Here is a 22405-nt window from a genome sequence, read left to right as displayed (position 1 = left end):
TTAATCGTACTGCTGATGATTTAAACTCAGCACTGTAAACTCGTTTTTTCATAATTCTAAGATATTTATTTTTATTTAAACAGTCTTAAAATTTATGTCCCAGTAAATGTAGCAACTCCAAAACATTGGGCACTAAACTTTTAGACAAGAGTAAAACGATACAAGCGTTAATGGATTTTTACATTAAAAATAGTGATGAAGTTTTTTTAAATTACACTGTAAAAAAAGAAGTAGCAGTAGAGGATGTGGAAAAAGAGGTTTTGGAAGAATTATTGAAAAGAAAATTATTTAAGAGGGTTTATCAGGTGAAAATAATTCTAACTAAGGACAACTTTGGAGACTTTGAAAAAATCAATAAAATTAAAGAAGTTATTAATGAAAAATTAAAATCTTTAGTTCCTGAAAAGATATTCGCAACTACAGATATTTATGAAAATAAAACATTTAAGGATTCGGATATAAAATATATCCTAATTGCCCAGAAAAGCAATGGAAATTATGAATTTAAAGAGACATGGGAAAACGTAAATAAAGAATTCTCGCTTATGAACATGAATGTCGTAATGGTTAGAATATTTTTGAGAAGGTCATTTACAAGTTCAAATGACTTTGAAGAGAAAAAGAAAATTATTCAGAATACGGTTTCCGCAGAAATTTCTGACTTAGAAAGATATTCAAATACCTGATTCATATTTAAGTGAAAATTTATATCATATCAGATGAACTAAATATAACGCTTTCATTTAAACAATTATTCTAGACTTTACTATTTGTATTCTATAATTTTCTTGTGGACATTTTGATACAATTTGCCATCAAAGCAACTACAATTGTTTAACGGCATTTATATAGTTTATCTATATATCAAATAAAAAAATTATTTTGTCAAAATTACTCGGAAGGACGAGTTTTTAAATTAAGATTTTCTATTTTTCTAAATCAATATTATGTAAAGAAATTGCTCCATATTCAAGGTACACTTTTTTTTTTGCCAGTAGTTAAGCAACATGTCAAACCTACCATTCACTAGATTTTTTAATAATTCAAAGCGGAACCTCTTCCTCTGCAAAGCACGTTTATAAAATGCTCTCTATTCCAACCACCGGCCCCCTCACCGGCCAAAACAAACCAAAAAAAAATCTAGCAACAGAATACAATCTAAAATCAGAAAACACTAACTAACTAACTAACTAACTAACTAACTAACTAACTAACTAACTAACTAACTAACTAACTAACTAACTAACTAACTAACTAACTAACTAAGAAAAGTAACAAAATAGACATTTAAATCAGACGCCTGAGATCTGATTTGAAATATCGGTTCGAATCCCTCTGTGGTCGCAAAATCTTACGAAATAGTAAATGCACCTAAATCTAAAAACATTAAAAAATAATCCTCTCGATATTCCAAGAAAACAAAAAATAAAAATAATCTGCAATTAATAATAAACTGACCAGTTTATTATTATATTTGCATCATTATGGCAAGAACAAAAGAATTTGATTATGAACAGAAATTGGATATTGCGCTGGAACTTTTCTGGACGCAGGGATATCATGTGACTTCTATCACTGACTTGGAGACGCACTTAGGAATTAATCGAAGCAGCATTTATCCAACTTATGGAGATAAAAAAGCGCTGCTTATTAAATGCCTGAATAAGTATATGAAATCTAAAGTATCAGAATATGAAGGTATTTTAAAACCCGGCCAGACTGATGCAGTTGAAACTTTAAGAGCATTATTAAAGCTGGCAGTAGATCAAAGCATAAAAGAAGACAGAATATGTCTGGCTGTTAAAATTGCATTTGAACTGGCATTAACTGACAAGGAGGTCAGACATCTGCTTGCAGCAAATGAGAAAAAGATAGAACACATCTATTTTGAAGCATTAAAGCTTGGGCAGCGCCAGGGGAGCATTAAAGCTGGTTTAGACACAAAACTGGCTGCTGATTTCTTTGCCAGTTCCTCTAGTGCAATGTTCAAGAATTATGCATTAAATAAAAATCGAAAATATATCTACGATATGATAGAGGCTTTAATCGCAATGGTTAAAATCTAAATAGGTCGTCTTGGAACGGAATTAATTATAATAAAATATTTTTTTAACCTTTTTTAAACCGATCAGTTTAATATGAAATAATCTATACACAAGGATTGCATACTTGGGATGCATGGACGTTATCGAAATAATAAGTACGGATTTCGCTACGCTTGTAAGCTAAACTGTACATTATATAAAAATCGAAGGTGTCGTTGTGGCATTTTAAAAACTTTAACCACTGCGATTAAAATGAACTGGAAACTTTCGAACAGAATTAATAAGTAATAAAATTTTTTAACCTTTTTTAAACCGAACAGTTTAATATGAACTCAAATTTAAATAGAAGAATAGCGTACATCGGATGTCTGGGCGTTATCGGAATTATAAGCACCGAATTTGGCGTAATTGGCATCTTGCCGCAGATAGCTGACCACTACAAAATAAATATTGGAACCGCAGGGTATCTCTTGAGCATATTTGCTTTAACTATTGCCCTTACAGGACCTTTCATGGTTTTATACGTATCAAAATTTGACAAAAAGAAAATTATGATGTATGCCTTGGGATTTTTCCTGATTTCTAATTTCTTTTCCATTTTCAGCCCTCCTTTCTGGCTTCTGATGATACTTCGAATACTGCCCACGATTTTGCATCCAGCATTTTTTTCAATGGTAATTGCCGCTGCAACAAAAGACACATCTGCTCAAATGCAGATGCGCTTAACCAGTATTATAATTGGAGGCATAGCCCTTGCACAGGTAACACTTATTCCATTCACCACATTTATTGCAAGTATTTACACCTGGCAGTTAAGTTATGTTATTCAGGGCTTGCTCATTTTGATAACATTGATCATCATTTACAAGTTTCTGCCCTCTATGCCCAACAAGGAGGTGAAGTCTTTTAAAAACCAATTGAGCATACTCAAAAGACCCAGGTTTATTGCCGGGACTGCTTTAAACCTGCTTCTTATAACTGCCTGGTTTTGTTCCTATAGTTATTTTGCCGATTATCTTTCGAAAGAAAAAGGCTTAAGTGCGCAGCAGATCAGCTATATGCTGCTTTTGTTTGGAATAATGGGTGTGATATCTAACTTTCTGGCAGGCCGTTTACTGGGAAGATATATGTTCTGGACTACCCTATTTTTCCTTGCAGGTACATTTCTGCTTCCATTTGCATTTCAATATACCGGCAGTTCACTGCTCAGCATATCAATTGTGGTGGGGTTTTGGGGAATTATGTATGGACCATGTTTCCTAATTGGCGTCGGCCATATGGTATCGGCTGCATCCGATGCAAAAGAATTCGCGAACAGTCTTCAGACTTCGTTTGGAAATCTTGGTGTTTCACTAGGCACTGCTATTGGTGGATGGTTTATTAATCATTACGGAATATCAATTACGCCATGGATTGGTGTAAGTTTCGGTGCACTGGCTGTTATTGTAATTTTTTGGAGAGCCTGGCTTGATCGAGCTGTTACAGCTGAGAATCTTTAAAGATTTGCAAAAAATATTATTTAAAATGCGGTATTTGAAGACCGCAATTTTTTTTGAAAAAAGTGTATCTAATTTGATTCCTTTGTATGGCATATGCAGTATGGAATCGATTCTATTTTCAAACAAAACGCCAAAGCGAGAATAGATGCCAATTTAGTCTAAAAGGCTGGGAAAAAACATGTTTTTTTTTTTTTCAATTTCCATCTTAATTAAATTTTGGTCACATCCCTATTGACGCGTGCCTACCGCTGGTGAACGCAGCGAAATGCTGACAAATATGGCCAAAACAAAAAAACTCCAGATTTCTGTAAGCTTTTTCTTAAAAGCGGAAACATGACTCTAACTATAGTGTCTTTTTTAAATCTAGCTAATTCTCGGAAATGAAACAGAATTTAGTGATTTCGTACAATTCAAAAAAACCTCTCTCCCCAGCCAACTTCCCCATCACCGGCCAAAATCGACATAAAAGAAATCTCCAACAATTAAATGCAGTCTAAAAAGAAACAAGAACTAACTAACTAACTAACTAACTAACTAACTAACTAACTAACTAACTAACTAACTAACTAACTAACTAACTAACTAACTAACTAACTAACTAACTAAGGAACAAAGAAAGGTAAGATCTTTTGTGCTGTAAAAGTTTTAACCGTCTCATTTAGTATGCTTCTTATTTAATAACCGCAGCATCAAATCCATCAATTGTGTGCTTAATATTTGCAAAGATTGAGATGGTCCGAATGATAGCTCTACTCTTTCAACAGTTATGCTGCAGCGCTCAATATTTTCAAAACGCCTATTTAATAAAATGACAGGGAGATCTTTTTTAAATAGATTTTTGACAGCACCCTGTATGCCAGCTGAGGAAGCAAGTATAAAACCGTCTGCCTGCCAGTGGCAAAAAAAATTAATAAGCTCCATTGCCTTATCATCGTTATTTTTGTTGCTGCAGAAAATAACTTTATACCCTTCATTATAAGCAAGACCTTCAAATGCACTCGCCAGTTTAGAAAAGCAGGCGTCGGAGATATCCTCAACCATAAAAACCAGAAGATTTGATTTTCCGGTTCGAAGACTCTGCGCAATCTTATTGGGCTGGTAATTTACCGATTTTGCGTAAGCCAGCACTTTTTGAGTGAGAGCTGCAGAGATATGCTTTTCCCTGGCTTTTCCATTCAGTACAAACGACACCGTAGAAATAGAAATCTTCAGCTGGTCAGCTATATTCTGCATGGAAACCGCTTTATTTTTCATCAGAAAATTTATTAGCTATTTTAATGAATGGCATTTAAACGCGTAATCACTGATAATTTCCTGAGTACTCAGATCAGTATTGTAAACCGAATACCATCCCTGGTATTCATGCGGAGGATCTCCAATTAAATCATCACCCAATTTCCAGATGCTCATCGGAGTTCTGGGTCTTCCCTCACCTCCCCAAGCCCAAAAATTTACTCCGGCAACCTGAGGATTTGTTTTACTTAAGGTATATATTTTATCAAAAATCATTTTATAATATTCGTCTCTAACTTTAACCGTTGAGTTGGCATCATAACTATTTTCATCTCTCGAAATTCCGAATTCTTCCAGTACAATTGGTTTATTCAATTTCTGAGCAATTTTAACATGTTCGTCAATATAACTATTGGCTTTTTGCACAGCAAAATCGTAGGTTTCTTTCGCTTTAAGCGGATCATACCAGCCCCAATTCTGAACCCAAAGATGAAAAGTACAATAATCAATATATTGGCTTTGATGGTCTTTTTCAAAATTAGTTCCGTTTGCGGGAGAAGGTGTGTTGCCTTCTGATCCAATAGAAACCAAATGATTGGAATCTAACTTCTTAATATATTGCGCCGTTTCGTGAATCCATTTTCGATAGTCTTCAACGTTATTACTTCCTTCGGGTTCATTAGCCAGCTGCCAAGCCATGATTGCAGGATCTTTTTTGTATGGAATTTTAGTAATTGAATTTACCCGGTTAACGACTTTCTCAATATGATTTTCAAACCATTTTTTAGCCGTTTTACTGCTGTAAAAACGTGCCGAATACTGCTGGTATTTTCTCCAATCGCCGTTTTCTGCCGGCGGCGGGTACGGAATCGTTTCGTTCTTATTTGCCCAGGAAATATATTGTGCAAAACCTCCGGACCAAGGCCAGAAATTATTCAAACAAACCACAGCCGTCATGCCGCGCTGCTTCATCTCTGCCAATAAAAAATCCAGTCCCGTCCAAAGTTCTTGGTTATAAACTCCAGGCTCTTTCTGCAGGGCTGGCTGAACGGACCAAGGCGTATCTAAACTTCCTTCTGAACCTGCCATAATTCTAAGGTTTTTTACGCCGAGAGTATTTAGGCGGTCTAATTCCCGTATTAATCTTTCTTTATCAGAAACGGCTAAATTCATTCCGTACCAAAAATTGGTTCCCACATAATGATAGGGTTTTCCCTCTTTTATTAAGACGCCGCTTTCTACTTTTATAAAACTCTGTGCGTTTGACATAAGCTGAAATAGTATTACAACTAAAACGTATATATTTTTTTTCATTTCCCTTTTTTATTGAACTTCAAATGATACTTTTTCGCCTTTTGCGCTGCTGCTTCCGATCCATAAATCAAATTTTCCAGCTTCGACTTTCTTTTTCATATCGATTCCGTAGAATGCTAAATCGGAAATTGGCAGTTTAAATGTAACCTTTTCCTCTTCATTAGACTGTAATTCAATTCTTTGAAAACCTTTTAGTTCTTTTACAGGAAGTGCAATCGAAGCTGCAATATCCCTGATATACAATTGAACAATTTCTGTTCCTTTATATTTTCCTGTGTTTTTTAAAGTGAATGATATTTCTAGAATATCTTCTTTCTTTAAAACATTCTTAGAGAGATTTATTCTGCCGTATTCAAAACTCGTATAAGATAAGCCGAAACCAAAAGCAAACAACGGATCAGTGCCGCTGTCGAGATAATACGATTTGTTTCCGAGTGAGGTTTGAGAAGCTTCAATTGGAATACTATTTAAATTTAATTCGCTTCCCTCTGCCGGACGGCCTGTATTTAAATGATTGTAATACATCGGAATCTGTCCTACATTTTTAGGAAAAGTGATCGGTAGTTTGGCTGACGGATTTGCTTTTCCAAACAAAATATTCGCAATGGCAGAACCTCCCATTGTTCCCGGATGCCAAGCGTATAAAACAGCATTTGAAAGCTTTACTTCTTTCTCTATAGTTAGTGGCCTTCCTGCTAAAATCACAGTTACGATTGGTGTTTTTGTTTTCACTAAAGCCGCTAAAAGTTCCGACTGAATGCCTTGCAAATTCAAATCAGAAAGACTGTGGGCTTCACCAGAAAGTATCGATTCTTCGCCTAGAAATAATAAAATGATATCTGCGTCTTTGGCAATTTGTCTGGCTTTTGAAAATGCTGTCGAATCTTTGTCTCTTGAATATTTTAAAACAGGTTCATATACAATCTTGATCTCATTTCCGTATTGCTCTTTTAAAGCGGCGAGCGGTGTTACGGTATGCTTTTTTTCTCCATCAAAAACCCAGGTTCCCATCTGATCGTGAGGCGCATCAGCAAGCGGACCTAAAATAGCAATTGTTTTTGGCTTTTTCAGCGGTAAGATCTGAGCTTCATTTTTCAATAAAACTATTGATTCTTCTGCTGCTTTTTCTGCCAGTTTTAAATGTTCTTCTTTATAAAAAACTTCTTTTAAATTGCCTTTCACATACGGATTTTCAAAAAGTCCTAATTTGAATTTTACTCTTAAAATATTGCGTACTTCCTCGTTAATGGTTTCAATTGTAATTTTCTTTTCCTTTAATAACGTTTCGATATAAGCCACATAAGTTCCGCTGACCATTTCCATGTCAACTCCGGCATTTATGGCTTTTTCTGCCGCTTCTTTATTGTCTGCGCTAAAACCGTGATCGACCATTTCGGTAATCGAAGCCCAGTCTGAAACTACAAAACCTTTAAAATTCCATTCTTTGCGAAGAATCTGCTTCAATAAAAATTCATTTCCAGAAGAAGGGATTCCGTCATTTGCATTAAAAGCCGTCATAATAGTTGCCAGATTTGCTTTTTTCACTGCTTCTTCAAACGGAACTAAATACACATTTCTAAACTGTCTTTCGGTAATAGCCGTTGTATTATAGTCTCGGCCTCCTTCTGCAGCGCCATATCCTGCAAAATGTTTGGCACAGGCCGCAATCGAACTTGGATCTGATAAATCTTTTCCTTGAAATCCGTTAATCATGGCAGCTCCCATCACAGAGGTTAAATATGGATCTTCGCCGCAGCTTTCAGCAATTCTTCCCCAGCGCGGATCTCGGGCAATATCAATCATAGGCGCAAAGGTCCAGCGAATTCCAGTTTCCGAAGCTTCAATAGCCGCAACACGGGCTGCTTTCTCGACTAAATCTGGATTAAAACTGGATGCTTGGCCTAACGGAATTGGAAATATCGTTTTGAAACCATGAATCACATCGCGTCCAAAAATAAGCGGAATACCTAATCTGGTTTGTTCTACTGCAATTTTCTGTGCTTTATTCGCAATTTCGGGATTGGTGATACTCAAAACTGAACCTGCCATTCCCTGCTGAATCACCTTAAAATTGGTTTCCATATCATCTGCAGACAACTGGTTCATCTGACCGATTTTTTCTTTTAAAGTCATTTTCTTTAAAAGAAGATCAATCTTTTTTTCGATGGAAGCATTGGAAGTCTGAGCGCTTGTTTTTAATCCTAAAATGATTAAAAACAGCGCTAAAAAGTAACCTTTTTTCATTACTTAATTTTTTAATTCAATTAGTAAAACAAAGCATACATTACAAAACAGGCAACCACAAGTAACAAGGCTTGTAAACGGAAGTTTTTATACCAAACTACATTTTGCAGCGCGATGCTTTCTTCAATCCAAATGGCTTTTGTCCAAGTGTTTTCTTTTACTTTTTCTTCTAATGGCGGATCAGTAGATAAACTTACAGCAACATTTACCAAAAGACTTAAAACCAAAATAATTGGCGCTAATAATAGAAAATGAAGCCCAATTTCAAAACCAAGAACATATTTAGCGAGCATAATAATCATGGCAATAAAAAGTCCAGACATCAGTCCGCTGAAAGCTCCGATGGCATTGGAACGTTTCCAAAATAATCCTAAGAAAAAAGTTCCCACAACCGGCGGCGCTAAATAAGAAAGTATTTCTTGGTAATAGGCAATTAAAGAATCGAATTTACCAATGTAAGGCGCCCATAAAATGGCAATAATCAAAGTAACAACGGCAGTAATTTTTCCGACTTTTACCTTTTTTTCACTTGATGCATTTTTATCAAATTTGCTGTAAAAATCCATTGTAAATAAGGTTGAAACCGAATTTAATGTCGCGCTTAAAGCGGATGTTAAAGCCGAAATCATTGCTGATAAGATAATTCCAATCAAACCAACTGGAAGTACTTTATTGATTAATCTTGGATAAACCTGATCGGTATTGATTCCGTATTTTGATTTTAGTTCGCTTCCGCTGATGATTTCATGAGGCAGATTTTCCACTCCAAACAAATTAATTCCCCTTGCAATTACACCTGGAAAAATAAAAATGAAAAGGGTAAACAAATACAGAAATCCAACCAGCAAAACGCCTTTTCGACCGTGATCTATTGATTTTGCAGACAAAACTCGCTGCACCATAACCTGATTATTTCCCCAGAAATAAAAACCAAGAATCGGGATTCCAACCCACATTCCCAACCAAGGAACTGTCGGATCATCCATAGATCGTGTGAGTTTTAGCCAAACTCCATCTTGAAACTGTGTGTAAAATGCATCCCAGCCACCAATGCTATCCATTGCAAAAAAGGCCAATAATGTTGAGCCAATTATCAAGATAAAGGCTTGAATTACTTCGGTATTAATTACAGAAGAAAGTCCTCCAATAATGGTATAACTTCCTGCTACAACAGCCATTCCGATAATTATCAGCATCATATCAACGTTTGGAAAAATCATATTAATGATTAAAGCTCCTGCGTACAAAGTGGCAGCTGCATCTAAAAAGATATTTCCAACAATGGTAATGAAAGAAAAGTAAGTTCGTGATCTCACATCGAATCGTCTTTCTAAAAACTCAGGCATGGTAAAAATTCCCGATTTAATGTAAAACGGAAGAAAAAAGATGGCGAAGAAAACCATTACGAGAATCGAAATCCAGTTGTAATTGAAAACGGCAATTCCATTAATAAACCCTTCTCCAGAATTCCCCATTAAGGTTGAACTAGAAATACTGGCGGCAAAAAGCGACAAACCCACCATTGGCCATTTTAAATCGCGTCCGGCCAGAAAATAAGCATCTGAATCGCTTGATTTACTATTTTTTAATCCCCACCAAATAATAAAGATGATGTATAATACGAGTACAACTAAGTCAATTATATTTAAATTTATCATGATTATGGCTGGTATGAAGTATAAAGAATTACGCTTTTTGCGGGAATTGAAACTTGAATCGCATTGTTTTTTATAGTAATTTTTTCTAACGGAACAGGAAATCCTTTGGCATCAACAGGTCGTTTGTTTTCGCTGTATAAATATTTATTCAACGCCGATTTTAGCTTTAGTTTTTTGGTATCAATTGTAAAATTCGCTTCATTATCGCTGTTGTTTACAATGGCAATGGTAATATCTCCACTTTTTGTTATTCCTGTTAAGGCACGAACTTTATCAATGTTTAAATTGCTGTTTTTTACAATTTTCATATCGCCTGTAAAATAACGTGTCATAATTGACCACGTATAAAACCACGGACGCAGCTCTTCATCTGCTTTATTATCTGTCAGTTCCTTTCCTAAGCTGTTGAACATTCCCCAGCGTTTCAATTTATATTTATCGCCTTTGTCATCTTTGGTGTGCATAGCATCATCCAAATCCCAAGCAATTACAGCATCAAAACCGCTGTTTATAGATTGAATTAAAGCATCGGCCATATCGACTCCGTAATCATAATCGTAAACTGAAAGCTGACTGTCGACACTTGTAAATTTATCGCCCAAATGTTCTTTTGACGAAGGATCGCCTTTAAGACCTAATTCTCCCAAAATAAAAGGCTTTTTATGAACCGAATCGGTAAAACGAACTAATTCGCTAAACGTTTTTTGAAATTCTCCCGAACGAATACTTTCTTTTGAGGGATAATCATGCACATCATAAGCAGATACTAAATCAGGAATCTGCAAGGCTGTTTGTCTTGCCCAATCTAAACCTTTGTATTTGGATTTTGGATTATTAAAAGAAGTCGCATCAGGTCCGATAATCGAAATATGTTTGTCTAATCCTGCTTTTTTGATGGCTTTATGAAGTAATTGAATTCCTTCTTTCCATTGCTCAAAATCGCCGTCGGTTGTTGCCCAGTCTCCGTTGGGTTCGTTTACGAGATTGTAATATTTGATACAGCTGTATTTTTTAACTTTGATTAAATGATTCAGATTTTTAACAATCAATTCAATCCATTTTGGGTCGTTCGCACCTGTAAAGCTATTTTGCAGTTTTAAATGGGTATCATGAACTTTATATGGCTGTCCCCATTCGCCTAAAATGACAGCAATTTTGTTTTTTTCGCAATAATCCAACAGTTTGTATAATGCTCTCATTTGATCGCTTTCAAAATCAATTATCGGATTTCCAGATGCATCAAAACCTTTCAAATACCTCCAATTGGCCTGATCCATTACTCTGGCAATTTTTGGTTTAATGAAAGAAACACGGTCAAAAACCAGCTGCCATTTTTCTTCTGTCATTAATTTTCCCCATTCAGAATCTTCAGTATCGGCATGCGGATAGGCAGAAAATTCAATTCCGCTTCCAATAAATTCATTTGAAATAACCTCATCTGGATTAATAGAAATTATAGGAATCGAATTTTGGCTTTGTGCGGAAAAACCAAGTAATACGCACAACAGTGCAATGCTATTTTGAATTTTCATTTTGGGAATCTTTTAAGGTTTTTAGTAAGTCATTAATGTCGCAGGTTGCTAAACCAACGTATTTATCAGCTGCGCCGTAATAAACATATAAAATATTATCGACAATCATATTCCCTGTAGGAAAAACACAGCCTTTGTAAAAACCTTCAATTTCGTAGTCGTGTTCGGGTTCCATTATCCAGTCTTCTAAACGCGCAGTTACTTTTGTTGGATCTTCCAAATCTAATAAAGCTACGCCTACTCTGTAATATCCGTTTCCGCCATTTTCTACTCCGTGATAAATTAACAACCAGCCATCTTCAGTGCGTAAAGGCGGTGTACTGCCTCCAATTTTTTCTTCCCAAGTTCCATTTCTTCCGCTTAAAAGTAAGGTGCTTTTTTCTTCCCAAACCATTAAATCATCAGAATAACGAATCCAAATTGCAGGATAATCACAGCCATATTCTGCTCCAACCCATTGTTTTGGACGGTGCAGCATCGCATATTTTCCGTTGATTTTTTCAGGAAATAAAATCACATCGCGATCATCCAGATTTGACGTTGTGATGCGGCCTAATCTTCTAAAATTTTTAAAATCGGTTGTAACAGCCAATCCAGAATTCGCAATATTATGTTTGTACACTGCCGGTGCATCTGGACCAGTTTCTGGAAGATTTATTACATCGTGCGCAAATGTCCAATAACGCCCTGGAGGATAAGGTCTGTAAGCGTACGTTACATAATATTCGTTTCCGAATTTGATAATTCTAGGATCTTCCACTCCGCCCATATCGGGTCCGTTACTGCTCGGTCCAAAAACAGGTTCGTCTGATTCTCTTTTAAAATTAATACCATCTGTACTCGTTGCCAAACCAACTCGGATTAAATGATCTACATCATCTCCTGCCGCTCTGTAAAGCATATAAAAAGTTCCGTTTTCATACCATACGCCCGGATTACAAACCACTAGGTTTTCCCAATAATTATTTGGGTTTGGACTTAAAACTGGATTTTGGGTGCACTTACTTAATTTCATTTTGATTATTGTGTTTTTGGTTTTTATTTTACTGTTGTGTTGGCTGCCATCGTATACATATCAGGCAGTTTTTTACTGAAGATCATATTCGGACCTGCATAAAGCAGTTTAAAATTGGCCGCAGAACTATGTCCTTCAAAAGGCGCATAAAAATGAGTTCCTTCGTGAAGCGGATCGTATTTGTTACGCCACATTACGACCATGCTTACTTTTTTTCCCGTAAGAGGAACCGAAATTTCGTTTGTCCAATAGGTGTCATACGGCGCGCCGTTTTTCACTATGCCTTCTACTCCTGTTTCTGTTACGCCGCAAGGTTTTAGTTTTTGCTGCGAAAGTGTTGCCAGATTTCGAAGATTGGTACTGAAAGCGGCTGTATTAGTTCCGTGATAACTGTCCCATCCTAAAAAGTCAACATAATTGTCTCCCGGCCATCTGAACAAAAAACTATCAACAGTTCCTTGACTATCTAATTGAGGCGAAATGGCATAAATAAAGCTGTGAACTTGTTTTTTATTTTTCAGATAATCAATGGTGTATTTCCATAAATTAATGAATTCTTCCTGAGTTGCAGCACTTGAACCCCACCAAGACCAAGCTTGTGTATGTTCGTGAAATGGACGAAAAACAATTGGAATTACTTTTCCGTTATTGTCTTTTAAATTATTGGCAAAAACAGCTAATTTATCCAGCCAAGAATTGAATTTTACATTAGTCGCACTTCCTTCCGTTAAGATTTCTTTTGCAACTGTATTTTTTGAATTATCCCAAGAGTCACCACCCGTTAACGGATTATTTAAATGACAACATGCCGTAATGACTTCGCCTCTTTCGCGAGCTTCTTTTATCACTCTCGCTCGGTCGTTATTTAATGTTGAAGTTGTGCTTCTGTCATCCATAATTTCAGCAAAATCAACGCTGAAAACGGCTGGATAATCTCCGCAGACATCTTTAATATCAGAACGTCCGGCTTGTGTCATCCAGTTTCTTCCGTACAATAAATCGTCGTGATGACCAAACATGGTTCCTTTTTCCTGAATTCTCCATAAATTGGAATACAGCGCTTTGGTTTCGGCAGTTGCATTTGGATCGCTCAGTTTCAATTCTACCGCAGTCGGCACTTCGGGTCCGTTTCCGTCTGAATCTTTTTTATCATCAGAAGAACATCCGATACAGGACAAACTCAGGGCAGCCAAAATTGTATATAATGCTTTCATCGTTTTCTTTTTTAGGTTAATAATCGAAATTGGTTAAAACCAAAAGTCCTTCGGCGGGAATTGTTTCGGTTGTTTTTTTGTTTAAATCCAAAGTAAGATTGGATTGATTTGCAAGAAGATTGTGATCGCCTTCAAATTTTAATTTGTCTTTCGCATATACAAACTTTTTAATTTGATTTAAAACAGGCAGATCTTTTGAAGTCAGGTTTATTTGTAAAGCTTTTGAAGAAACATTGACAATAGCAATCATGTTTTTTCCCTCTTTTGAAACTGAAATCGCTTTTAGGTTTGGATTTCCTTCAACTGAAACTTTATGAATTTGAGATCCCGAAGGCATATATTTCGTCAGCAAAGACCAAGAGTAAAACCAAGGGCGAACTTTCTCTTCCTCTGCTCCAAAATATTCGTCTCCTAAAATGTTCCAAAATCCCCATACTTTCAGTTTGTTTTTTTCTTCTTTGGCATGCATGGCATCATCTAACATCCAAGCGACGGAACCCGAATAACCCGCATTTATGGTTTGGATTAAAGCGTCTGCCATATCAGAACCATAGACATAATCGTAAACAAACATTTGAGAATCTTCCAGCGAAGCATACGGTTTTGCTTTTGCTCTTGCGATATTTTCATTTAGTAAAGCTTCATCTTCTTTTTCGACAAACTTGAATCCGATTTCGCCCATTACGATAGGTTTTCCTGCTGGAACGGCATCTTTATACGCTTTTAAAATGGAAGTATATTGACCAGAATTAACCGTGATTTTAGATGGATACGTATGAATATCGTAAACGCCAATGGCGTGATCCAGATCTTTAGCGGACTTGGTAATCCAATCTACTTTATCGGCTTTCCAAATGGCAATATCTGGTCCTAACAAAGACACTTTTTGATCTAGATTTAAAGCTTTTACTTCTGACCAAAAATAACCTGCCGCATTTTTCCAAAGCTCATAATTTTCATCTGTTGAAGACCAAAATCCATTCGGTTCATTGATCATATTGTAATAATGTATACACGAAAAGCCTTTTTTATTTACCAGAAAATCAAGATATTTTGCTGCTAATTTTAGATTGTTTTCGGAGATTATATTGGTTTTACTATTTACCATTCTGTCTCCCCAATCTCCCAATACAACTTTTACATTTCGGGACTGGCAGTATTCCAAAATCGGGGCAATGTTTTCGTAATTTTTCATCTCATTCAATACGCCGTTTTCTATTACAGCCGTAGTGTTAATCATGACTCTTATAAATTGGGGTTTCATAAAATCAAGACGAGAGTATAATTTCTGCCAGTCTTCCGAAGAAATTTTTAATTGCTTTTCTCCATAATCTAACTGGTAAGGATCCCACTGGACGCCGTTACCAATATAATTTGAGTTTATAATGGCTGTGCTATCAACAGCAACAGTTGCATCGGACACAGCCGAGCAACTGATTACTGTTGTCACTAACCAAAATGATACTATAATTTTAGAAACTGTTTGTCTCATAAAAGGTTTTATGACATTTATATTTTATTCTACTTTTGTTACGTCTATCCAGAAACGTCTTGGCTTTTTAACGAATTTATCATAGTCGGAATAAATTTTACTCCAATCATCTGTTCCGTTTAAATTGAAAGCAAAAGCATTGTGTGCAATAGTTTTGGTACTTCCGTTTCCAAGATTTTCCGTTCCAGCATTTTCAAAAGTTCCTACTTTCGTAGTTCCGTCAGCAAAAGTGAAAGTGATGGTTCCTGTCGCATAATTTCTCAGCCATTTCCCTTCTCCAACTGGAATTTGTCTGTAGAATTTTTTCACATCAGTTACAGGTGTTCCAACAAATACAAAGTCGGCATATTTGCCATCGGCACCGGCTGTATTTGTAATTTTTCCGTAGGTATTTCCGTCTTCGGTAATTCCCGTCATTTCAAAAACCAGCTGATTGTCTAATTCTTTATCTGGTCCTTCTGCTGCAGACCAAATCCAAGGCTTGTCTTTCATAGCTAAAACAGCTCCTCCGCCATATTCTGGACCTGTTCCTCCGTAGACAATCAGATTGTCAATATCATATGTTCCAACAAGCGTTTCTCTAAATGAGCTTGCTGTAACAATATATTTTCGTGATTTTCCTGTTGGAGAAGTTACTGTAAGCTCTGCACTGTTCTGAGCATTTTCAAAATTCAGCGCTTCGCCTTCTTTTATAGATGATTTCGCACCGTAAGACAATACGATTTCTTTAATCACAATGTTGCTCAAATTTGGAACTGCATCTACATTAATTGCTAAATTGATTGTACCCGTTTGATCGTCTACGCGAACAACCTGCGCGTTACCAACCTGATTTTCAAATTTAATTTCAAGAACATTGCGCTCATTGTTCCAGTTTCCTTTGTCAATATCTTCTAAAGGATCATTTTGACAGCTTGTCTGCATCAATGCCATAGCAGCAAACAAGACATATATAATTTTTTTCATACTACTATTTTTAAGAATTATAAACCTGTGTTTAAATCTATTTCTGTCTGCGGTATTGGGTAGAACGCGGCTTGCTCTGCGGTAATTCCAGCCGCTTCAGGAACAACTTGAGAAACTTTATTGAATCGTCGCAAATCATACAAACGGTTTCCTTCAAAAGCAAGTTCCAATGCACGTTCATTCCAAACTGCTAATCTGAAATTTTCTAGACTTAAGCCTGGAGCCAGATTTCCTAGACCCGCTCTATTTCTAATTTGATTGATTATCGCATACCCTTCTGTAGTAGGTCCTGCAGCTTCGGCGTAAGTTAAAGCCACTTCGCTAAAGCGGATTAAAAATGGTTTTGTACTTGTCTTGTCTCCAATGAAATTTGGATCGATATATTTTCGTGTAAACGGATACACAATTTTTCCTGGATACTGCGCCGAAACTACACCCGATGCATCATAGGTTGTGGCAACAAATAAGTCTGTTTTTCTTTTATCAGCATTATCAAAACTGTTGTAAAAGCCTGTCAAAGTTTGAAAAACACTCCAGCCATCGTGCGATTTCGTATAGGTGTTATCTGGATTTTTCAAATAAATTGTCGCACCATCGATATACGGAATAAACAATTTTGAAATTTTAGAATAATCACCTTCTGTCGCTCCTGTTCTGTCCATTGAAAGCAAGAAGATATTTTCTTTTCCTAAAGGTTTTTCAACATCATAAATGCTTAGAAGGTTATTTTCGAAACCATAAACGCTTTGTCCTGTAATCACGTCGTTTGAGTATTTTGCTGCCTGCTGGTACATTGCCGCAACATCTTTAGTCATTTCTGCATATTGAGGCACATTATGTTCTTTTGAAGAGGCGATGTACAAATACACTTTTGCCAATAATGCCTGCGCTGCCACTTTATCGGCACGACCTAAAGCTTGATTTATTTTTAATAATTCGATTGCTTTTTCGGAATCTGCAATAATAAAATCATACACTTCATCCAAATTTTTAGCCATTGGCGCAGCGGTCTGATTTACGGTTTCTACAACAGAAGTATGCATCGGTACACGACCAAAGTTTTTAACGAGATTGAAATAATTCCAAGCTCTTAAAAAATATGCTTCTCCAAGAAATTTATCCTTTAATTCTTGTTCAAACTTTCCTTCTGGAACATTTTTAATTACGGCATTTGCTCTATTAATAGCGATATAGGCGTATTTAAAATAATTCCCCAGCATTCTGTTGGTATTAAAAGTCCCAACCTGCCATTTATCTAAGTTCTGATTATCGGCAGTTTCATCGCCTTTTGGTCCGCATTCTTCAGTTGGAAGATCGCCTACATAAAATATCGCTCTTGAATATTCTAAGAAAGTCAAAGCATCATAAGCATAATCTACTGCGGATTCGGCATCAGAAGCGGTTTTATAGAAATTCTCTTCCGAGTAAAATCCGTAAGGTTCTTCGTTTAAGTCACAAGCAAAGGCGCTCATAATAAGAGCCATTGTTAGTATTTTATATCTTGATTTCATTTTGATACTGTTTTAAAAAGTTAAGTCTAATCCGAAAGTCCATCTGCTCAATCTAGGGTAACCGCCCCAGTAAATTCCGTCTGTTCCTACTTCAGGATCGTAACCGTCAAATTTGGTAAACGTGTACAAGTTGCTTGCATTTAGATACAATCTCACACTTTGAAAAGCACTTTTTACAGGTTTTAAAGTATATCCTAAAGTCACATTCTGGATTCTCACAAAAGAACCGTCTTTAACCCACCAGTCTGAAAATTTCAAAGTTCTTCCGTCTCTTAAACTCGGATAATCATTTGTTGGATTGTCTAATGTCCAGCGCAAAGGTGCATTGCTAGGCTGATTGAAAGCCTGTGTATCTAAAACATCCTGTCCGAAAACACCATTCAAAAACACGCTGAAATCAAGCTGTTTGTATTTTACGCTTAAATTTAAACTCGCCATAAAATCAGGATTTGGGTTTCCAATTATAGTCTGGTCTTTTGTATCTACAACACCATCTCCATTAATATCTACATATTTAAATTCTCCAGCCTGTGCCAGTTGTCCGTCTAAACCTGCGTTGATACCTTCTTGTAAATTCTGAACAATTCCGTTGGTTTTGTAACCGTAGAAAACATTTACCGGCTGTCCAATCGCTAATAAATTTGGAAATTGTCTGAACTGTTCTAAACTGTTTCCAGAATACTCATACTGCATTCCTGTATTCGGATCTACATTTAAACCCGACTGTTCTACTGATCCAAGGCTTACAATTTCATTTTTGTTTTTAGAATACACCGCTTGAGCACTAATTGTCCAATCTTGATTTTTATAAATTTCTCCGTCAAGCGAAAGTTCAAATCCTTTGTTGGTTAATTCTCCATCGTTTACCCAGATTCTGTCATAACCAGATGAAGGCGTTAGGATTCTTTCTCTCAAAAGATCTTTGGTTTGTTTGTTGTAATAATCAAAAACAATATGAAGACGATTATTCAAAATCGACATATCAACACCAAAATCACTTTGCGCTGTTGTCTCCCATTTTAAATCTGGGTTTGGAATTCCGCCCCAAAGTTTTTCGATTCCATCTTGTCCTGTTGTTCCCACAACATATCCAGGTCCGATTGCCGAAACCCAGCTTCCGTTATCGTAATACTGACTTACACCATAACGGCTTAAAGTCTGATACGGATTGATTCCTTGATTTCCTGAAATACCATAACTAGCACGGAATTTCAATTCATCAAAAACTTTTAAACTTTTAATAAATTCTTCATTGTGTGCTTTCCAGCTTAAAGCTCCCGATGGGAAATACGCCCACTGATTGTTTTTACCAAATTTGGAAGAACCATCTGCACGGGCTGTAATTGTTGCCAAATATTTATCTGCATAACCATAATTCAATCTGAAAATTCCTGATACCAATTTTGTTTCTGTTTTACCATTCGAAACGGTGTTGCGTTCTGGATTTCCAGCACCCATATTTTCGTTTCCAAGTGTTTCATTCACAAAATCAAATGCACCAAGTCCTGAACTTCTAGATACATAACTTTCGTAAGTATAACCTCCTGTAATACCTAAATCATGTTTACCGAAAGTCTTGTTATAGTTTGCAAAAGTTTCTGAAACAAAATTCTGTCCTTCCCAGTTGTTGATATATCCTGCTCCATTATTAAAATCTCCCGTTTCAGTATATTTACTTGGATAATATTGGTCATTAACCGACGATCCATATTTGTAATTTAGTCTTGAAGTCAATCTTAAAGAAGGAATGATCTGCCATTCTAAAGAAGCAGAACTGATTACATCTATCGTTTTGGTTTCATTTTGACGAAGATTCGTAATCGCAACCGGATGTGTATAATCGTTTTGGCCAATCATATAATAATCGCCATTGGCATCATAAATTGGGAAAATAGGATTTCTCCAATACGCTAAACCGCCGTTCGAATTTCTTTTTCCTTTGGTCACAATGTTTGAGAATCGAACTGTGAAATTGTCAAAAACATCATGTTTGATTCTAAGATTATAGCCTCCTTTGCTGTAACCGTCCTTTACAAAAACACCTTGTTCGCTGTAATAATTTCCGCTTAAATTGAAGCTTGTCTTATCTGTACCGCTGTTAACACTCACGATAGTATTATTGCCAAGAGGCATATTTCTAAAAGTCACATCGTCCCATTTGGTAAAATAGGGCCAAGATCCAGACTGTAATTCTTGAATAGAAGGATAATACACGCCGTTAGAATTATTCGCGCCAACATAAAGCGGTGTTTGTCCGCCATTAATTCTGCCTTCATTGCTTAACTGCGCCATTAAAACAGGATCTCTCCATAAATTCAGTTTTGAATTAAACTCAGAAACAGTAGACTGCTGCTGTACTAAAATTTGTGTTTTTCCTTTTTTAGCCGATTTAGTGGTTATAATAATAACTCCATTTGCTCCTCTAGAACCATATATTGCTGAAGCTGAAGCATCTTTTAATACATCGACTTTTTCGATATCAGCAACGTTAACTTGTTTTAAATCGCCAGCATCTCCAAGCGGAAAACCGTCTAAAACCACAAGCGGCGCATTTGAACCTCTAAGAGAACTTCCTCCTCTGATTCTAACGGTGGATGTTGAACCTGGATCTTGCGAAGTTGTTACCTGTAAACCAGCAACTCGCCCCTGTAGAACCTGCTCGACTGAGTTGGAAGGAATATCTTCTAATACTTTAGTTTTAATTGTACTTACAGAACCGGTAAGATCTGCTTTTTTAACAGAGCCGTATCCAATTACGACTACTTCTTTTAGGTTTTGCGATGATGCTCTTAAAACGACATTTAATGTATTTTTACCTGAACCGGCAATCTTTTGGGTATCAAAGCCCATAAAAGAAAAAGATAAAACTGCATTTGCAGGAGCATTGATTTCAAATTTTCCATCAAAATCTGTAGAAGCGCTTTTAGTAGAACCTTCTACTGTAATGTTTACTCCAGGTATTGTCAGACCGGTTTCGTCTGCCACGGTACCTTTTATTATATTCTGACTGTAAGCTGCAAATGTGCTAGCAAACAGAATACAAAAAAGTAAGCTTTTTGTCCATTTTTTTTTCATTTGTTGATCGGTTAAAGATTAGTTATTAGTTTCACGACAAATTAACTACTTCGTTTTCGTATCGATTTTGTAAATACGATCAAATGATAATACTTTAATGAATAACAAATAGTACTTTAATTTAAAATTATAGTCTTTATATGAATAAATTATTTTTTAAACCTTAAATAATTACGTATAACAGAAAAAAAATATCTATTTTTGGACAAGTTTATTATCTTATGATGAAATATAATAATACTATTATGAACGAAAAACGCAATATCTTAAGAGAATTAGTACCAATTTCAGACGATGACTTTTTTATCGTACTCAATCATATGCACGCTAAATTTGATTTTCCGCTGCATTTTCATCCAGAAATCGAATTGAATCTGGTTCTAAATTCATCTGGAAAAAGAATTATCGGCGATTCTGTTGTAGAATATACAGATTGTGATTTGGCGCTCATTGGTCCGAATACGCCGCATTTGTGGACTGGAATAAAAGACAATAATGACGCGCATGTGGTTACGATTCAGTTTCATGAAGATTTATTTTCTCAAAAAACTTTAAACCGAAAACTGGCGCTTCCTATTAGAGAATTATTGGAACGATCCAAAAGAGGTATTGCCTTTTCTAAAGAAACTATTGAAGCACTGAAACCAAAGATAGTACAGCTTTCAGATTCTCAAGATTTTGATTCATTATTAAACTTTCTTTCCATTTTACATGACTTGGCTATTGCAAAGAATACCAAAAATCTTGCTTCTCATTCGTATGTTGACTATTACAGTTTTCCTGAAAGCCAGAGAATAGAAAAAGTAAATGATTTTATTAAAGAAAATCTGCAGAATAAAATACAATTAAAGGAAGTCGCAGATCTAGTAAATATGTCAGAATCGGCTTTTAGCCATTATTTTAAAAAATGTACCAATAGTTCTTTTTCCGATTATATTACTGATTTGCGTCTGGGTCTTGCTGCACGATTGTTATTTGAATCGGAACAATCTATAAAAGAAATCTGCTATGACAGTGGATTTAATAATATTTCCAATTTCAATCGGACTTTTAAGCGTAAAATGGGCTTTACACCAAGCGAATTTAGGGATCAAAGCAAGTTAATTACGAAACATTAAGTTATTGATTTAAACTGCTGAACAAATTTAATTATAGAATTTTTAAGCAGTTAAGCCCGTGTCCAAAAATTAAAACACGGCAAACTAAACCATTAAAGCATTAAGTTCAATTAATATTAAAAATAATTCGCCCAATTACTTTCCCGTGTTATCCTTTTTTATCTCATTTAATTATTGCTCTCTAATATAAATTCTTTAAAAAATAAATAAAAATTCTCGGATCGAAATCAACTTCCCACCCCAACCAGCCTCCTCCTTCACTGGCCAAAATCAAATTAAAATATCTGCAAAAAATAAAAGGAAAAACCTAACTAACTAACTAACTAACTAACTAACTAACTAACTAACTAACTAACTCTTTAATAATTCCCTCATTTAAATAGATGAATTTGTGCCTAACCATCTTCATCATTACCTGCCAAAATAGAAAACAAAAAAAATCAAAAACTAACTCATAAAAGTTTAAATAAAAAAGCATTATAAAATAAA

The 22405-nt window shown here is 35.8% G+C and carries 15 protein-coding genes; 4 read left to right on the top strand and 11 right to left on the bottom strand.

Features of this window, described 5'->3' with window-relative positions; translation table 11 throughout:
• The first annotated feature begins 125 nt into the window (after positions 1-125).
• The 3 genes from LL966_RS05160 to LL966_RS05150 all read left to right on the top strand — a co-directional run bounded on the left by LL966_RS05160 (position 126) and on the right by LL966_RS05150 (position 3544).
• Positions 126-686: a hypothetical protein gene (locus LL966_RS05160; RefSeq protein ID WP_229350859.1), complete on the top strand. Its 561-nt coding sequence runs from the start codon at positions 126-128 to the stop codon at positions 684-686.
• A 798-nt stretch (positions 687-1484) separates the two neighbouring features.
• On the top strand, positions 1485-2066 hold the full coding sequence (locus tag LL966_RS05155; RefSeq protein ID WP_229350857.1) for a TetR/AcrR family transcriptional regulator: 582 nt from the start codon (positions 1485-1487) through the stop codon (positions 2064-2066).
• 305 nt (positions 2067-2371) lie between these two features.
• Positions 2372-3544, top strand: coding sequence for an MFS transporter (locus LL966_RS05150; RefSeq protein ID WP_229350855.1), 1173 nt, complete (start codon positions 2372-2374; stop codon positions 3542-3544).
• 654 nt (positions 3545-4198) lie between these two features.
• Here the strand turns inward: LL966_RS05150 and LL966_RS05145 are convergent.
• Genes LL966_RS05145 through LL966_RS05095 form a run of 11 tightly spaced genes read right to left on the bottom strand, consistent with a single transcriptional unit; the run spans position 4199 to position 20798 of the window.
• Positions 4199-4798, bottom strand: coding sequence for a LacI family DNA-binding transcriptional regulator (locus LL966_RS05145; protein ID WP_229350853.1), 600 nt, complete (start codon positions 4796-4798; stop codon positions 4199-4201).
• Positions 4799-4813: 15 nt separating this feature from the next.
• Positions 4814-6091 carry a glycoside hydrolase 5 family protein gene (locus tag LL966_RS05140; RefSeq protein ID WP_229350851.1) on the bottom strand — a complete coding sequence of 426 codons (1278 nt, stop codon included), beginning with the start codon at positions 6089-6091 and terminating at the stop codon, positions 4814-4816.
• A gap of 9 nt (positions 6092-6100) precedes the next feature.
• A complete protein-coding gene (gene bglX / locus LL966_RS05135) occupies positions 6101-8335 on the bottom strand; it encodes a beta-glucosidase BglX (RefSeq protein WP_229350849.1) in 2235 nt (744 codons plus the stop codon).
• A 20-nt stretch (positions 8336-8355) separates the two neighbouring features.
• Positions 8356-9993 (bottom strand): sodium:solute symporter, encoded by a 1638-nt coding sequence (locus LL966_RS05130; protein ID WP_229350847.1) that lies wholly within the window; start codon positions 9991-9993, stop codon positions 8356-8358.
• Between the two features lie 2 nt (positions 9994-9995).
• A complete protein-coding gene (locus tag LL966_RS05125) occupies positions 9996-11525 on the bottom strand; it encodes a cellulase family glycosylhydrolase (RefSeq protein ID WP_229350845.1) in 1530 nt (509 codons plus the stop codon).
• The gene (locus LL966_RS05120) at positions 11509-12540 is read right to left on the bottom strand and encodes a glycoside hydrolase family 130 protein (protein WP_229350843.1); all 1032 of its coding nucleotides are present in this window, start codon (positions 12538-12540) and stop codon (positions 11509-11511) included. The genes LL966_RS05125 and LL966_RS05120 overlap by 17 nt, the downstream gene beginning before the upstream one ends.
• Positions 12541-12563: 23 nt before the next feature.
• Positions 12564-13754, bottom strand: coding sequence for a glycoside hydrolase family 26 protein (locus tag LL966_RS05115; RefSeq protein WP_229350841.1), 1191 nt, complete (start codon positions 13752-13754; stop codon positions 12564-12566).
• A 16-nt stretch (positions 13755-13770) separates the two neighbouring features.
• Positions 13771-15246, bottom strand: a complete 1476-nt coding sequence (locus LL966_RS05110; RefSeq protein ID WP_229350838.1) for a hypothetical protein — start codon at positions 15244-15246, stop codon at positions 13771-13773.
• Positions 15247-15270: 24 nt separating this feature from the next.
• Complete coding sequence (locus LL966_RS05105; protein ID WP_229350836.1) at positions 15271-16212, bottom strand: hypothetical protein; 942 nt, start codon at positions 16210-16212, stop codon at positions 15271-15273.
• 17 nt (positions 16213-16229) lie between these two features.
• Positions 16230-17723, bottom strand: coding sequence for a RagB/SusD family nutrient uptake outer membrane protein (locus LL966_RS05100; protein WP_229350835.1), 1494 nt, complete (start codon positions 17721-17723; stop codon positions 16230-16232).
• A 12-nt stretch (positions 17724-17735) separates the two neighbouring features.
• Positions 17736-20798 carry a SusC/RagA family TonB-linked outer membrane protein gene (locus LL966_RS05095; RefSeq protein ID WP_229350832.1) on the bottom strand — a complete coding sequence of 1021 codons (3063 nt, stop codon included), beginning with the start codon at positions 20796-20798 and terminating at the stop codon, positions 17736-17738.
• A gap of 245 nt (positions 20799-21043) precedes the next feature.
• Between LL966_RS05095 and LL966_RS05090 the strand changes: the two genes are divergently transcribed.
• Positions 21044-21916, top strand: coding sequence for an AraC family transcriptional regulator (locus tag LL966_RS05090; RefSeq protein WP_229350831.1), 873 nt, complete (start codon positions 21044-21046; stop codon positions 21914-21916).
• Positions 21917-22405: the final 489 nt, after the last annotated feature.

It is taken from the genome of Flavobacterium chungbukense, from assembly GCF_020805785.1.
Classification (GTDB): Bacteria; Bacteroidota; Bacteroidia; order Flavobacteriales; family Flavobacteriaceae; genus Flavobacterium; species Flavobacterium chungbukense.
The sequence above is the reverse complement of the archived record's forward strand: the minus strand, read 5'-3'. Positions and strand labels throughout refer to the sequence as shown.

Bases quoted from the DNA above. Each gene is read 5' to 3' on its own strand.
- LL966_RS05155 (WP_229350857.1), top strand. From the start codon at position 1,485: ATGGCAAGAACAAAAGAATTTGATTATGAACAGAAATTGGATATTGCG.
- LL966_RS05150 (WP_229350855.1), top strand. From the start codon at position 2,372: ATGAACTCAAATTTAAATAGAAGAATAGCGTACATCGGATGTCTGGGC.
- LL966_RS05145 (WP_229350853.1), bottom strand. From the start codon at position 4,798: ATGAAAAATAAAGCGGTTTCCATGCAGAATATAGCTGACCAGCTGAAG.
- LL966_RS05140 (WP_229350851.1), bottom strand. From the start codon at position 6,091: ATGAAAAAAAATATATACGTTTTAGTTGTAATACTATTTCAGCTTATG.
- bglX (WP_229350849.1), bottom strand. From the start codon at position 8,335: ATGAAAAAAGGTTACTTTTTAGCGCTGTTTTTAATCATTTTAGGATTA.
- LL966_RS05130 (WP_229350847.1), bottom strand. From the start codon at position 9,993: ATGATAAATTTAAATATAATTGACTTAGTTGTACTCGTATTATACATC.
- LL966_RS05125 (WP_229350845.1), bottom strand. From the start codon at position 11,525: ATGAAAATTCAAAATAGCATTGCACTGTTGTGCGTATTACTTGGTTTT.
- LL966_RS05120 (WP_229350843.1), bottom strand. From the start codon at position 12,540: ATGAAATTAAGTAAGTGCACCCAAAATCCAGTTTTAAGTCCAAACCCA.
- LL966_RS05115 (WP_229350841.1), bottom strand. From the start codon at position 13,754: ATGAAAGCATTATATACAATTTTGGCTGCCCTGAGTTTGTCCTGTATC.
- LL966_RS05110 (WP_229350838.1), bottom strand. From the start codon at position 15,246: ATGAGACAAACAGTTTCTAAAATTATAGTATCATTTTGGTTAGTGACA.
- LL966_RS05105 (WP_229350836.1), bottom strand. From the start codon at position 16,212: ATGAAAAAAATTATATATGTCTTGTTTGCTGCTATGGCATTGATGCAG.
- LL966_RS05100 (WP_229350835.1), bottom strand. From the start codon at position 17,723: ATGAAATCAAGATATAAAATACTAACAATGGCTCTTATTATGAGCGCC.
- LL966_RS05095 (WP_229350832.1), bottom strand. From the start codon at position 20,798: ATGAAAAAAAAATGGACAAAAAGCTTACTTTTTTGTATTCTGTTTGCT.
- LL966_RS05090 (WP_229350831.1), top strand. From the start codon at position 21,044: ATGAACGAAAAACGCAATATCTTAAGAGAATTAGTACCAATTTCAGAC.